General features: G+C 54.4%; 12 protein-coding genes. 8 read left to right on the top strand and 4 right to left on the bottom strand.

What is annotated here, in order from left to right; translation table 11 throughout:
* Positions 1 to 116: 116 nt before the first annotated feature.
* Positions 117 to 773, bottom strand: coding sequence for a fructose-6-phosphate aldolase (fsa, locus tag COO92_RS14475; RefSeq protein ID WP_022731722.1), 657 nt, complete (start codon positions 771 to 773; stop codon positions 117 to 119).
* A gap of 196 nt (positions 774 to 969) precedes the next feature.
* Between fsa and COO92_RS14470 the strand changes: the two genes are divergently transcribed.
* A complete protein-coding gene (locus COO92_RS14470; RefSeq protein ID WP_101303203.1) occupies positions 970 to 3,201 on the top strand; it encodes a primosomal protein N' in 2,232 nt (743 codons plus the stop codon).
* A 39-nt stretch (positions 3,202 to 3,240) separates the two neighbouring features.
* On the opposite strand, the gene COO92_RS14465 is transcribed toward COO92_RS14470, so the two are convergent.
* The gene (locus COO92_RS14465; RefSeq protein ID WP_101303201.1) at positions 3,241 to 4,071 is read right to left on the bottom strand and encodes a substrate-binding periplasmic protein; all 831 of its coding nucleotides are present in this window, start codon (positions 4,069 to 4,071) and stop codon (positions 3,241 to 3,243) included.
* 64 nt (positions 4,072 to 4,135) lie between these two features.
* Between COO92_RS14465 and COO92_RS14460 the strand changes: the two genes are divergently transcribed.
* The 7 genes from COO92_RS14460 (at position 4,136) to atpC (ending at position 10,558) form a co-directional block, all read left to right on the top strand.
* Positions 4,136 to 4,456, top strand: coding sequence for a dATP/dGTP pyrophosphohydrolase domain-containing protein (locus COO92_RS14460; RefSeq protein WP_240626446.1), 321 nt, complete (start codon positions 4,136 to 4,138; stop codon positions 4,454 to 4,456).
* Positions 4,457 to 4,490: 34 nt separating this feature from the next.
* Positions 4,491 to 5,129 carry a glutathione S-transferase family protein gene (locus tag COO92_RS14455; RefSeq protein WP_101303199.1) on the top strand — a complete coding sequence of 213 codons (639 nt, stop codon included), beginning with the start codon at positions 4,491 to 4,493 and terminating at the stop codon, positions 5,127 to 5,129.
* A gap of 498 nt (positions 5,130 to 5,627) precedes the next feature.
* A complete protein-coding gene (locus COO92_RS14450; RefSeq protein WP_022731717.1) occupies positions 5,628 to 6,185 on the top strand; it encodes a F0F1 ATP synthase subunit delta in 558 nt (185 codons plus the stop codon).
* Positions 6,185 to 7,717, top strand: a complete 1,533-nt coding sequence (gene atpA, locus COO92_RS14445) for a F0F1 ATP synthase subunit alpha (RefSeq protein WP_101303197.1) — start codon at positions 6,185 to 6,187, stop codon at positions 7,715 to 7,717. The genes COO92_RS14450 and atpA overlap by 1 nt, the downstream gene beginning before the upstream one ends.
* Positions 7,718 to 7,747: 30 nt before the next feature.
* On the top strand, positions 7,748 to 8,641 hold the full coding sequence (locus COO92_RS14440; RefSeq protein ID WP_022731715.1) for a F0F1 ATP synthase subunit gamma: 894 nt from the start codon (positions 7,748 to 7,750) through the stop codon (positions 8,639 to 8,641).
* Positions 8,642 to 8,693: 52 nt separating this feature from the next.
* Positions 8,694 to 10,112 carry a F0F1 ATP synthase subunit beta gene (atpD, locus tag COO92_RS14435; RefSeq protein WP_022731714.1) on the top strand — a complete coding sequence of 473 codons (1,419 nt, stop codon included), beginning with the start codon at positions 8,694 to 8,696 and terminating at the stop codon, positions 10,110 to 10,112.
* 41 nt (positions 10,113 to 10,153) lie between these two features.
* A complete protein-coding gene (gene atpC / locus COO92_RS14430) occupies positions 10,154 to 10,558 on the top strand; it encodes an ATP synthase F1 subunit epsilon (RefSeq protein ID WP_022731713.1) in 405 nt (134 codons plus the stop codon).
* A gap of 100 nt (positions 10,559 to 10,658) precedes the next feature.
* On the opposite strand, the gene COO92_RS14425 is transcribed toward atpC, so the two are convergent.
* Positions 10,659 to 13,274: an ABC transporter permease gene (locus tag COO92_RS14425; protein WP_133125071.1), complete on the bottom strand. Its 2,616-nt coding sequence runs from the start codon at positions 13,272 to 13,274 to the stop codon at positions 10,659 to 10,661.
* Between the two features lie 24 nt (positions 13,275 to 13,298).
* Complete coding sequence (locus COO92_RS14420; RefSeq protein ID WP_022731711.1) at positions 13,299 to 13,745, bottom strand: response regulator; 447 nt, start codon at positions 13,743 to 13,745, stop codon at positions 13,299 to 13,301.
* Positions 13,746 to 13,750: the final 5 nt, after the last annotated feature.

Genomic DNA, 13,750 nt, shown 5'->3' with positions numbered 1-13,750 from the left:
CCCGGCTGCCACAATGCGGGCAGCCGGGTTAAATGCATGTTAAAAACCGAACGCAATGTCGGCTTTTATCCGCCCATCAGGACAATGACCTGATAACAGGGGGATGACAGGCCAGATTAAAGAATCGACTGGCCAGTTTTTTCCCAGTCAGCAAGGAACGTTTCAAGGCCCTTGTCGGTCAGCGGATGCTTGGTCAACTGGGTCAGAACCTGCGGCGGGATGGTGACAACATCGGCACCAAGACGGGCCGAGTCGACAACATGCTGCGGGCCACGTGCCGAAGCAACGAGGACTTCGGTGGTCCAGTTCGGGTAGTTGCCATAAACGTCAACGATGTCAGCAATCAGCTGCATACCATCGGACGAAATATCATCCAGACGGCCAACGAACGGCGAAACATAGGTTGCACCGGCTTTGGCCGCCAGAATGGCCTGACCAACCGAGAAGCAAAGTGTGACGTTGGTTTTAATGCCTTCGTCGGTAAAGGTACGGCAAGCTTTAAGGCCATCAGAGGTCAGCGGCAGTTTGACGACGACATTGTCGGCGATCTTTGCCAGCTTGCGGCCTTCTGCGACCATGGTGTCGTAATCGGTCGCAGCAACTTCTGCGCTGACCGGGCCGTCGACGACGTCACAAATTTCCTTGATCAGTTCGAGAAACGGTCGGCCTGTTTTTGCTACCAGCGAGGGGTTGGTGGTGACACCATCCACGAGGCCAGACATGGCGATTTCGCGGATTGCGTCAATGTCAGCAGTATCGATGAAAAACTTCATTGGATTTCCTATTCGGACCTTTTGAAGATCGTCGTTTGAAGATCGTTGTTCGATGATGCGGTTAGCTGCTAGGTTCGGGCTCCATCCAATGGACGGTTCCAGATCCAAGCTGTGGGACCGTTTTCTATTATGCCATGGGCCATCGAGGGTGTTTTTTCGAGCAGCCCGACAGGCATTCCGACGGGGTTTATAATATATGAGCGCGGCAAAGGCCACATCTGGAAATCTGTTTGCTGATGATCCGGCCTTTCAGGTGACTGCCCAGACCATAAGCGTGCTTCCGCCGTTGCCGCTCGCCGGGCCGTATGACTACATCGTGCCTGAAGGCATATCGGTGCAATTTGGCGATTTTGTGGAAATCCCGCTCGGTCGTCAAACCCAGCGCGGGGTGGTCTGGGGCGATGCCAAGGGCGACGTCGAACCAAGTAAGCTGCGCGAAATTTATGGTGTTCTCCCCGCCGAGCCGATGCCCGATGTCACCCGTAAATTCATTGATTGGGTGTCGGCCTATACCATGGCACCCCAAGGCGCGGTGCTGCGCATGGCCATGAGCGTGCCTGACGCGCTTGAGCAACCCAAACCGATTTTCCGTTTTACGCTGAACGCTGATTTCGACGCATCAGGTTTGCGTATGACCCCGCCGCGCAAACGTGTTCTGGCATTTCTGGGCGAAAATCCTGCGATGGAGCAAGGTGATGTCCTGCGCGAAACCGGGGCCGGGGCAAGTGTGATCAAGGGGCTGGTCGAAGCCGGGGCTGTGCGACGCCTGATGGTCAAACCACCATCGCCATTTGATCTGCCTGATTTGACCATCCCGCGCCCGAACCTGTCCGATGAACAAACGATCGCAGCCGATGCATTATGTGATCGGGTCGATACAGGTGGATTTTCCTGCACATTGCTCGATGGCATCACGGGGTCGGGCAAAACCGAAGTTTATTTTGAACCGATCCGTGCGGCCTTGGCCGAAGGTAAGCAGGTGGTTGTTCTGCTGCCGGAAATCGCCCTGTCGGCCCAATGGTTGCAACGTTTCCGCGACCGGTTTGGCGTGGTGCCAGCCCTTTGGCATTCCGAAGTCGGGCAGGCGCGCCGCCGTGATACATGGCGTGCGGTGGCGGATGGCTCTGTGCAACTGGTTGTTGGTGCGCGGTCTGCACTTTTCCTGCCCTTTCGCGATCTTGCGCTGATTGTGGTCGACGAAGAACACGAACATGCATTTAAGCAGGAAGATGGCGTGATTTATCATGCCCGCGACATGGCAGTCACCCGTGCGCATCTGGGCAATATCCCGATTGTTCTGGCATCGGCAACCCCGTCGCTGGAAACCTTGGCCAATGTTGATGCCGGGCGCTATTGCCGGGTCGAACTGGGCAGCCGTCATGGGGCGGCCGTCTTGCCAAGTGTTGAAGTTATCGACATTCGCCAAGACAAACCTGAACGTCTGCGCTGGATTACGCCAACCTTAAAAAAGCGACTGGCGGAAACATTCGCCAATGGCGAACAGGCGATGCTGTTTTTGAACCGGCGTGGCTATGCGCCGCTGACCCTATGCCGGGCTTGTGGGCATCGGTTCCAATGCCCGAACTGCACAGCATGGCTGGTGGAGCATCGTGCATGGGGCAAATTGCAATGTCACCATTGTGGTTATCAGGCAAAGGCACCTGATGCCTGCCCGGCCTGTGGTGCGGAAGGCAAGCTTGCGCCCTGTGGGCCGGGGGTTGAGCGGCTTTATGAAGAAGCGGTCGAAACATTCCCCAATATCCGGATCGAGGTTGCGACATCCGATAATATCATGGGGCCAAAGGCGGCTGCCGAGCTTGTCCAGCGGGTTCATAATCACGAGGTCGATCTTTTGATTGGCACCCAGATTTTGGCCAAGGGGTATCACTTTCCTATGCTGACCCTCGTGGGGGTGGTTGATGCGGACCTTGGCTTGGCGGGTGGGGATTTGCGCGCAGCTGAACGCAGCTATCAGTTGCTAACCCAGGTGGCAGGGCGTGCCGGACGTGGCGATCGTCCGGGTACGGTGATGCTGCAAACCGCCGATCCGGCCAACCGCGTGATCAAGGCAATTGCCGCGGGTGATCGCAATGCCTTTAACGAGGTCGAGCTATCGCAACGCATGACCCATGGCATGCCGCCGCATGGGCGACTGGCAGCCCTTATTATAAGTGGCAAAAAAGAAAACGAAGTCGATGAAGCCGCATGGCGGATCGGGCGGGCGGCCCCGCGCGGGGATGGTTTGATGGTACTTGGGCCTGCCCCCGCCCCGTTATCCTTGTTGCGTGGGCGTTATCGCCGGCGCTTTTTGATACGTGCGGATAAAACGGTGAAAATGCAGGCCTTGATCCATGAGTGGCTGTCGAAGGTCAAAACACCCGGCAGTGTGCGCGTGCAGGTCGACATCGATCCCTATAGCTTCATGTAGCCGGGCTTAATGTGGGGAGATGTCTTCTATTACGGTTGCTTAGTTGCCGTATTGCGATTTCCACCAGTCGACCCCGTCCGGGCCAAGATAGCGACGAAAAATCGTAAGCAGCCTGCCATCATGGCGCATGTCACGCAGGATTTCGTCATACTGGGCCAGAAAGACCTCTTTGTCCGGATAGTCGGATGCGCGCGAAAATGGATTGTAATAGGCAGCCCGCCGAAGTGGGTTGTTCAAAAAGGCGATTTTGGCGCGGGATCCGTTTTGGATCGTCTCATAGACGGTGCTGAGATAATTGACCGGGACAATATCAAACCGGTTCTCGAGCAGCATGGGAATCAAAAGATCATTTCGGGCAACTGTTTCGATATCCAGATCTGAATTCCAAAATGTCGGGGTATATGAATAGCCCGCAGCGGCCCCAACCCGATAGGCGCGCAAATCGGAATATTGATCAAAGTGAATGGTGTGCACGTCGTCGGCGCGAATGGCAAAGCGCCAATCCAGCAGCAGATGATTTTCATCAGGGTACAGCAGATAGGCCGACCTTTCGTCATTCTGTGACAGTGTCAGAACGATGTCGGAGTAACCGAGCCTTGCATTGTGAAGCAGCCGTTTGCCGCTATCGACAAAGCGGAACTCGTAATCCTTGATGTCCATTTCGCGCAAAACTTCGCGCATGATATCGACATCAATGCCGCGCGGGTTCTTACCCGAAAGCCATTTAAGCGGCGGCTCTGATAGTCCTTCAATCAGCAGCGTGCGGGCGTGTGCGGGTGTTTGGGGCATGATCAATCCCGCAATGATGGCAAGCAGCTGCACCGCCCGGCGAAGCGGCCAATGGGTTTTGCTGTCCTGCCTATGGATCATGTGCTTCTCATTAATTATGCTAAAAGCATCGTCAGCCAACTTACTTTATATGGGATGAATTCTTGTGAATAATTACAAAACAAATTCATCGAAGGCAGAAACGCAGCGCAGCATGTGCGACTGGGCCGAAGCAACGTTTGGTTCGGTCAGCGCACCGGTCTCATTGGTTGATCGTGCAATGCTTGAGATGGAAGAGCTAAAAGAAGCCGTTGTCGCGCAAGATCACGCCGAGATTGGCAAGGAAGCTGCCGACGTCTTAATTCTACTCTATCGGCTTGCCGATCAGTTTGGCCTTGATCTTGATCAGGAGGTCGCCGGAAAAATGGCGATCAATCGGTCGCGGACATGGGTGCAAAAGGGCGACGGTACCGGGTCACATATCTGAGCCTAACCTTCCTTATCACTTTCAGGCATACATTATGAGTTACACGCTTTTTTATGCGCCGGGTGCTGCGAGCATGGCAGTGCACTGGATGTTAATTGAGCTGGATGTGCCGTTTGAGGCGGTACTGGTCGACATTGACAGCAATCAGCAACGCAATCAGGACTATCTGCGTCTCAATCCGACGGGTCGAGTACCGACCCTTGTCGTAGATGATACACCATACGGTGAATCCGTTGCTTTGATGATGTTGCTGGCCGAGCGGCATCCGGGGTCGGGCTTGTTGCCAGAACCAGAAACCGCGCAACGCGCTGAATGGCTGCAGCTGACACTTTATATTGCCAATACATTGATGCCAGCGATGCGTGACTGGCTATATGCGGCCAAGGACGGCGACCCCAAAGGTGCGGCTGCGGTCAAGGCATTGGCTGAAAAACGGATCAGTTCGGTGTGGGACGATTTCGAAGCACGGCTTTTGCGGGGCCAAACATATTTGATGGGCCCGACATTTGGCACGGTCGACATGTTCGCGATCATGTTAATGCGGTGGTCGCGTCATATGGGATGTGCCGCGACTGCCCGACCGGTGTTGCGCAGCTACATCAATCGCATCTGCGCGCTGCCGTCTTATATTGAGGTGAATGTACGCGAAGGTCTTTCGGGATGGCCAAGCTAACGGTATTTGCATTTCCGTGGACGCGGTCGGCAACGTCGCAAACCAGTTGGCTTATTCGTCTGGGCGTCTTCATTTTGATCCCAGAGCAAGCGCCTTGATCCGTAAAACAGACGCTTTGCCCGTTAAAATGTGAAGTCGATTACACATTTTTTGGGGAATCTGACCTTTTAAGTGAGGCGGATGTTGGGAGCCCCCATCAGAAAGTCGGGGGAATCGTACCTAAAAAGCGATTTTGCCAAGAGGAAATCCACGGAGTGCGGGAAACAGCTTGTTATAAAATAGTCGTAAGAAGTCGCGAAACGTCAGTGATTAGGCGCGGTTTTGCCACAACTTTAGGCAAGAATGAGAAAGTCCGTCCAAATGGGGTTGCGCGGGGGTTGCCCATGCAAAGGACATGTGATACCAAACGCTCGCTTCTCGGAAGGAAACCCTTTCGTGGAACCATTTTTTTATACGTATCCGAGTCGTTCTCATAACCAGAATTGAGGGCTTTCACCGGTGTCCCAAAATACTGCCGCGACCGGGCTCCAAGGGCGCTATGCCACAGCACTATTTGACTTGGCCAAATCGGCCAAGCAGCTTGATGCTGTCAAAAGTGATCTTGAATTGCTCGACCAAGCCATCGCAACAAGCGATGAGCTCCGGAATGTTCTCCGTAGTCCCGTGATTTCCCGGGATATGCAGGCCAAGGCGATGGCTGCTCTTCTTGATAAGCTCGGTGTTTCCGAGGTGACCAAGAAGACAGTTGGGCTTCTATGTCAGAAGCGTCGTCTGTTTGTCCTGCCGGGCGTAATCAATTCCTACCTTTCCATGCTCTCAGCTCATAATGGCGAAGTGACCGCTCAGGTGACTTCGGCAGCCGAGCTGAAGAAAGAGCAAATCGAAGCCGTTACCGGCGCTCTCAAAGAAGTTGTCGGCGCCACTGTAAAAGTGGACCTTAAAATTGATCCGGCGGTTCTTGGCGGTCTTATCGTCAAGGTCGGCTCCCGGGTTTTTGATGCCTCGCTTCGGACTAAACTTCAGAAGCTCGAGCTCGCTATGAAAGGGGTTGCGTGATGGAAATCCGCGCCGCGGAAATCTCCGCTATTCTTAAGGATCAGATTGCCAATTTTGGTGCTGATGCCGAAGTCGCCGAAGTCGGTCAGGTTCTGTCCGTCGGTGATGGTATTGCCCGTGTTTACGGTCTGGACAATGTTCAGGCTGGTGAGCTTGTTGACTTCCCAGGTGGTATTAAGGGCATGGCCCTTAACCTCGAAGAAGACAACGTTGGTGTCGTGATCTTCGGTTCTGACCGTACGATCAAGGAAGGTGACCAGGTTAAACGTACTGGCGCCATCGTTGACGTTCCGGTTGGGAAAGAACTTCTCGGTCGCGTCGTTGACGCACTGGGTAACCCGATCGACGGCAAAGGTGATCTGGGTGCAAAAGAACGTCGTCTTGCTGACGTCAAAGCACCGGGCATCATCCCGCGTAAATCGGTTCACGAGCCAGTACAGACCGGTATCAAGTCAATTGACTCCCTGATCCCGATTGGCCGTGGCCAGCGTGAGCTGATCATTGGTGACCGTCAGACCGGTAAAACCGCCATCATCATCGACACCATTCTGAACCAGAAGCCGGTGAACGATGCTGCGAAAAACGACAGCGAAAAGATGTTCTGCATCTATGTTGCTGTTGGTCAGAAACGTTCGACCGTTGCACAGGTTGTTAAGGTCCTTGAAGAACGTGGCGCGATGGAAAACACCATCATTGTTGCTGCGACCGCTTCTGATCCGGCACCGATGCAGTTCCTTGCACCGTTTGTTGCTTGCGCAATGGGCGAGTACTTCCGTGACAACGGCATGCACGCAACGATCTTCTACGATGATCTGTCCAAACAGGCAGTCGCATATCGTCAGATGTCGCTCCTGCTTCGCCGTCCGCCGGGACGTGAAGCATTCCCGGGTGACGTTTTCTATCTGCACTCTCGTTTGCTCGAACGTGCTGCGAAAATGAACGACGAAAACGGCGCTGGCTCGCTGACCGCACTTCCGGTTATTGAAACCCAGGGCAACGACGTTTCCGCGTTTATTCCGACCAACGTGATTTCGATCACCGATGGTCAGATCTTCCTTGAAACCGACCTGTTCTATAAGGGTGTACGCCCGGCTGTGAACGTTGGTCTGTCGGTTTCGCGTGTTGGTTCGTCCGCACAGATCAAAGCGATGAAGCAGGTTGCTGGCTCGATCAAGCTGGAACTCGCTCAGTATCGTGAGATGGAAGCATTCGCACAGTTCGCATCGGATCTTGATCCGGCAACCCAGAAACTTCTGGCCCGTGGCGCACGTCTGACCGAGCTGCTCAAGCAGCCGCAGTACTCGCCGCTTAAAGTCGAAGAGCAGGTTGTGGTGATCTACGCTGGTGTTAAAGGCTACCTTGACGGTGTTGCAATCAACAAGATTCGCGCCTTCGAAGAGCAGTTCCTGTCGGACATCCGTTCGAGTGGCGCTGACATCCTTGATGCGATCCGCACCGAGAAGGTTCTGTCTGATGACAGCGAAACCAAGCTTAAAGCGTTCCTCAGCAAGTTCGCGAAAACCTTCGCGTAAGTTTGAACTTTAGGCGAAGGAGGAAACGCAATGGCTAGTTTGAAGGATCTGCGCTCGCGCATTGCCAGCGTCAAATCGACGAAGAAAATTACTTCGGCGATGAAGATGGTGGCTGCCTCCAAGCTCCGCCGTTCGCAGGATGCAGCGGAAGCAGCGCGTCCCTATGCTGATCGCATGGGGACGATGCTGGGCCGCCTCGCAGCTGCGGTAGGTGGAGTGCAAGGGGCACCAAAGCTTCTGGCCGGTACTGGTAAGGATGACGTGCATCTGCTCGTCGTCTTCACCGCGGACCGCGGCCTTTGCGGTGGTTTCAACGCATCGATCGTAAAAGCATCACGTCTTAAAATTCGTGCCCTTAAGGCCGAAGGCAAAACCGTGAAGCTGATCTGTGTTGGCCGTAAAGGCGCAGATGCGCTTAAGCGTGAATTTGGTGGCGACATTGTCGCCCGGTATATCGGCATCGAAGGTAAGAAGGGGATTAATTTCTCTTCGGCTTCCGAAGTTGCTGACAAGGTTCTGGCGCTTTACGAAGAAGGCGAATTTGACGTCTGCACGATCTTCTACAACAAGTTCGTGTCGGCTATTTCGCAAGTTGTTACAGCGCAGCAGCTGGTTCCGTTCGCGGGAGCAGATGTTGAAGAGCAGGAAGAAGAAGTCACTGGTTCTTCTGCGGTTTATGAGTATGAGCCGTCCGAAGAAGCAATCTTGGCTGACTTGCTGCCGCGTAATGTTGGCGTCCAGATTTTCGGTGCCATGCTGGAAAGCAGTGCATCCGAGCACGGTGCGCGTATGTCCGCGATGGATAACGCAACCCGCAATGCCGGCGACATGATCGACCGACTGAGCATCCAATACAACCGCTCACGTCAGGCTCAGATCACCAATGAACTGATTGAAATCATTTCCGGCGCCGAGGCTTTGTAAGCGGGTCGCAGGAAGTTAACGGATAGTTTTGTCCGAGCAGGAGACAATACCTATGGCGAACAAGAAGGCGGGGAAAATTTCCCAGGTAATGGGCGCCGTCGTCGACGTTAAATTCGACGGCGAACTGCCTCCCATTCTGAATGCGCTGCATGTTGACAACAACGGTCAGCGTCTGGTTCTTGAAGTTGCACAGCATCTTGGTGAAAGCGCGGTCCGTACGATCGCGATGGACACCACCGAAGGTCTGCAGCGCGGTCAGGAAGTCATCGATACCGGTGACGCGATCTCGGTTCCGGTTGGTCCGGAAACCCTTGGTCGTATCCTGAACGTGATCGGCGAGCCGGTCGATGAACGTGGTCCGGTCAAAACCGAAAAACGCTCACCGATCCACCGCGAAGCTCCGGCTTTCATCGATCAGTCAACCGACACCGAAATCCTGGTTACCGGCATTAAGGTCATCGACCTTATCGCACCGTACACCAAGGGTGGTAAAATTGGTCTGTTCGGTGGTGCGGGCGTTGGTAAAACCGTCCTTATCATGGAACTGATCAACAACGTGGCCAAAGGCCATGGTGGTTATTCGGTCTTTGCCGGTGTTGGCGAACGTACCCGTGAAGGTAACGACCTCTATCACGAGATGATGGAATCAGGCGTTATCAATCTCGAAGGCGATTCAAAAGCTGCACTGGTCTATGGCCAGATGAACGAACCCCCGGGAGCACGTGCACGTGTTGCTCTGACCGGTCTGACTTTGGCGGAATACTTCCGTGACGAAGAAGGCCAGGACGTTCTGTTCTTCGTCGATAACATCTTCCGCTTTACCCAGGCTGGTTCGGAAGTGTCAGCTCTTCTCGGTCGTATCCCGTCTGCTGTGGGTTATCAGCCGACGCTGGCAACCGACATGGGCGCGCTGCAGGAACGTATTACCTCGACCAAAAAAGGTTCTATTACCTCGGTTCAGGCAATTTACGTACCGGCCGATGACTTGACCGATCCGGCACCTGCAACTTCGTTTGCTCACCTTGACGCGACCACGACGCTCAACCGTCAGATTGCCGAGCTCGGCATCTATCCGGCAGTTGATCCGCTCGATTCTACCTCGCGTGCACTCGACCCGGGTGTCATCGGCAAGGAACACTACGAAACCGCACGTGAAGTTCAGCGTATTCTGCAGACCTACAAAGGTCTTCAGGACATCATCGCCATCCTCGGCATGGACGAGCTTTCGGAAGAAGACAAACTGGTCGTGGCACGTGCCCGTAAAATCCAGCGTTTCCTTTCGCAGCCTTTCCACGTTGCAGAAGTCTTTACTGGTAGCCCGGGCGTGTTCGTTCAGCTCGAAGACACCATCAAAGCTTTCGCGGCGATCTGCGCTGGTGAATACGATCATATGCCTGAACAGGCATTCTACATGGTCGGCACCATCGAAGAAGCCATCGAAAAAGCCAAGAAGATGGCCGAAGCTGCCTAAGGCAGTTTCGGTCCCCCTCCGGCTAAGGAGCGAGGATTGTCATGACTGATACGACTGTACTGGAACTTGTTTCGCCGTCTGCCCTGCTCAAATCCGAGCCGGTCGAGATGGTCGTTGTTCCGGGCATGGAAGGGAATTTTGGTGTGCTGCCAAAGCATGCACCAATGATCTCGACCATTCGTCCGGGTGTCATCGACATCTATGCAGGTGGTAAGGTTTCCGAGCGTATCTTCGTCGCCGGTGGTGTTGCAGAGGTTAATCCCGAGCGTTGCACCATTCTGGCGGAAGAAGCGGTTGCGGTTTCCGATTTGAAAGCCGACGACGCGCAGGCACGTCTTGAAGCAGCAGATGCTGCTCTTAAGGCCGCCAGCACGGCACACGACAAAGCCAATGCCGAGCGTGAGCTCGAAATTGCGCGGGCACAGATTTCCGCCCTGTCGAACTAAGCGTCGGTTCTACGATTTTAAAAAGGCCGCCTGTTTTTGCAGGCGGCCTTTTTGTTTGTTGGTGCTCGGAATGATCATTGCAAGATAAGCGGGCGGTTGGTTAACCGCGCCAACCTTGTTGCCTGCTAAGCGCCACCCGCTGCAAAAGTCCCCCGGCACCAAAGCCGAGCAGCGTGACCATCAGCATAGCACCCCCTGCCGCCATGCCCGGAAACGCAATGACCTCTGCCCCAATGGCATGTGCAGCCAAAGTTGCGATCCCCCCGCCCAGTAAAATGCCGACAAAGCCACTGCCAGCCACCGAAATGCCGGTTTCCCATGCGGCAATACTGTTTATTTGACGCGGTCGCACGCCAAGGGCACGCAGCATTGCAAGTTCCTGTGCCGTGCCTTGGCGTAGCGCAATAAGGCCACTGACCACCACCAGACATGCCCCCGCCGTTACCAGCAGGGTCAACGCCATCATCGCGATGACCACCTGATCAAAAAGCATCTGAAGCTTAACCAGAACGTCTTTCACCCGGATCGTCGGCACATTTGGAAACTGTTGCTGTAGCGCGCTTTGAACAGATGTGACTGTCTTGGCTTTGTCTAGCCCGGTATCGGCGACCTTTCTCAGGTCAAGGGTACTGATCAACCCGTGCGGTATTGGTTCTGTCGGTGGCGACAGGACGATCGGGAAATCAAGCGCAAGGCGTGTCCAGTCGATCTTGCGAAGATTTGCAATCATGACCTGTTGTGGTTTGCCCAGCATATTAAGGGTGATCTGATCGCCGACGGTAATGCCAAGGGCATGCGCTATATCCGCATCCAGTGATGCGAGACGCCCTGCATCATGCCCCGTGCGCCACCACTCACCTGTGACCACGCGATTGTCCTGTGCGGCCTTATGCGGATGATCCGTCCATGAAAGACCACGGTCGCCCCGTACGAACCACTGGTATCGCCGGGGAACATTCATCTGGCTGATCGGGGTTTGATTGATATGGGTGACCCGTCCATGCATAAACGGCATTTGATCAACGCCAGTGACCGCTGCCATGGCTTCTGCCGTCGCGCGAAAAGACGGGCCATCTTCTGGCGGCAGATCAAAAAACACCAGATCAGGTGTGTCACTTGGCAATGTCGACGTCAGATGATGGCCAGCCTGAATAGCAAATAAAACGACCGCCATCAGGCAGGTCACGGACAGCCCGATTGATGTCATGACGGTCAATGTCGGCGCGCCGGGCCTCGCAATATTGCGCAACGCCAAACGAACTGACGGCGGCAGGTTGTAAGATCGGGTCGAAAGATATCGGCAGCCCCGACGTAGCCCGACAGAAATCACCGCAAAAAGTATCAGGCAACAGATCAGTCCAACGATCAGGACAACAGAAAACCAGCCAAACCCGATTAGTTTACTGGAAATCGACAGCAGTGCAGTGAGGATGCCGCCATAAAGCAGTGCGCTAATCGCTGTTTGACGTGGTTTCGTGCTGGTTTGGGGCAATGCCATGTGTCGCGCCAATTGATGGCGAAACAATGCGCTTGGCGATGTGATGCTGGCCTTGGTTAGCGGGCTTATAGATATCAGGGCGATGAGAAGGACAACAAACAACGCCACTGCGCCAAAGCGGCTTAGGGATGCGGGTACAGAAACCGCAATATCAAGCTCCGCCATATTTGCAAAAACAGGCATAGCAAAATATTCAATCATCAGCGAAAGCACGCCGCCAGTGACCAAGGCGAGGAGGGTAACGCACCCGATCTGCGCGGCAATGGCACCTAACACCTGTTGGCGTGTTGCACCCATGCTGCGCAACATGGCAAAGCGCGGCTGGCGTTGGTCAAGATCAGCACGCAGGGCATTTTGCATCGCCGTTGCGCAAATCACAAAGATGGCAATGCCAATCAAACTGACAAACGCCATCGCAAAATCATTGATGCGCTCAATCCCCGGAATTCCATTGGCGGCATTGACAATTCGCCATCCCGCGTCGGGGAATTTTGTTTCTATTGCCTCAATGATCTGACCGCTTTGGGCGCGTTTGTTTGGATCAAGGCGCAGCCGGGCATACCAGTAAACCTGGCTTTGTGTCGTGCCAAGGTTGGTTGTCTGAAAGGCGTTACTTGAAATGATGATCCGTGGGCCGAGTGAGAAAAGCCGGAAGCTGCGTTCAGGTTCGGTTTTGATCACATCGCGAATGATGAAAGCCTGCCCGCCAAGCGTAACCTGATCACCAAGGCGCAGATGCAATGTGTCCAGAAGGCTGCTGGCGACGATCGTACCGGGCATACCATCTCGCACCGCGAGTGCCGTCTTGATTGATGAATTTGACGACAGCACCAGATCACCATACAGCGGATATGTGCCGTCAACTGCCTTCATCTCGGCAAGGATTGACGTGCTTTCGTTTTCGGAGGCAACCATGATCCGTTGTTCTGCCGTCAGGCTAAGCTGACCAAAACGTTCAAGAAAGGCGATTTCTTCCGGGGTTGGGGTGCGGTGAAACAACCGCAGTGAAATATCCCCGCCTATGGTTTGCTGAGCCGATTGCAAGGTGGCATCGCGGATGGTCTGAGTCAGGTTGGTGCAAACAGCAAGAACCGTGATGGCAAAGACCAATGTCGCGAATAACGACCAAAGCCCGATGCCGGGTTGGCGCAACTCGCGAAAGCAAAAGCGTAAGCTTGCCGGGATATGTCTGGAATATCGAGAAGTCTGCAGGGACAAGGCAGTCTCGCTGGCACGCGTGGTTTACGGCGTGGGGGTTAAGGCAAGTCCCAGCCAGAATGATTCGATCATTTTCATAAGATCAATGAACTCTGTCACATCGACAGGTTTGCGCAAATAGCAGTTTGCCCCGGCAGCATAACATAGGTCGACATCGTGTTCCGCCCCGGATGTTGTGAGTACGATCACAGGGATGGACGCGGAGTTTGGGTCATTGCGGATATCGTGCAGCATTTCGCGCCCGTCTTTACGCGGCATATTCAGATCAAGCAGGATGAGCCGTGGGCGCGGGGCATTGCGGTATGGGCCGTCTTGTTGCAGGAACTGCAGCGCTGTCATTGCATCCTTAACGTGGTGCAATTCGACCGGGTGTTTGAATTCCCTTAGTGCTTCGCGAACAAGCCGTGCGTCGCCCGGATTGTCTTCAATCAGAAGCAGGTTATTTGCCTTACCGCTTGTCGCAGGTGACATTGTCC

Origin of the sequence: Thalassospira lohafexi (assembly GCF_002844275.1) — a bacterium.
GTDB classification, from domain to species: Bacteria; Pseudomonadota; Alphaproteobacteria; order Rhodospirillales; family Thalassospiraceae; genus Thalassospira; species Thalassospira lohafexi.
Note: the sequence above shows the minus strand (reverse complement) of the source record. Positions and strands in the feature narration are given on the sequence as shown.

Excerpts from the sequence above, each read along its gene's own strand:
- COO92_RS14465 (WP_101303201.1), bottom strand. The coding sequence starts at position 4,071 with ATGATCCATAGGCAGGACAGCAAAACCCATTGGCCGCTTCGCCGGGCG.
- COO92_RS14420 (WP_022731711.1), bottom strand. The coding sequence starts at position 13,745 with ATGTCACCTGCGACAAGCGGTAAGGCAAATAACCTGCTTCTGATTGAA.
- fsa (WP_022731722.1), bottom strand. The coding sequence starts at position 773 with ATGAAGTTTTTCATCGATACTGCTGACATTGACGCAATCCGCGAAATC.
- COO92_RS14440 (WP_022731715.1), top strand. The coding sequence starts at position 7,748 with ATGGCTAGTTTGAAGGATCTGCGCTCGCGCATTGCCAGCGTCAAATCG.
- atpA (WP_101303197.1), top strand. The coding sequence starts at position 6,185 with ATGGAAATCCGCGCCGCGGAAATCTCCGCTATTCTTAAGGATCAGATT.
- COO92_RS14455 (WP_101303199.1), top strand. The coding sequence starts at position 4,491 with ATGAGTTACACGCTTTTTTATGCGCCGGGTGCTGCGAGCATGGCAGTG.
- COO92_RS14470 (WP_101303203.1), top strand. The coding sequence starts at position 970 with ATGAGCGCGGCAAAGGCCACATCTGGAAATCTGTTTGCTGATGATCCG.
- atpD (WP_022731714.1), top strand. The coding sequence starts at position 8,694 with ATGGCGAACAAGAAGGCGGGGAAAATTTCCCAGGTAATGGGCGCCGTC.
- atpC (WP_022731713.1), top strand. The coding sequence starts at position 10,154 with ATGACTGATACGACTGTACTGGAACTTGTTTCGCCGTCTGCCCTGCTC.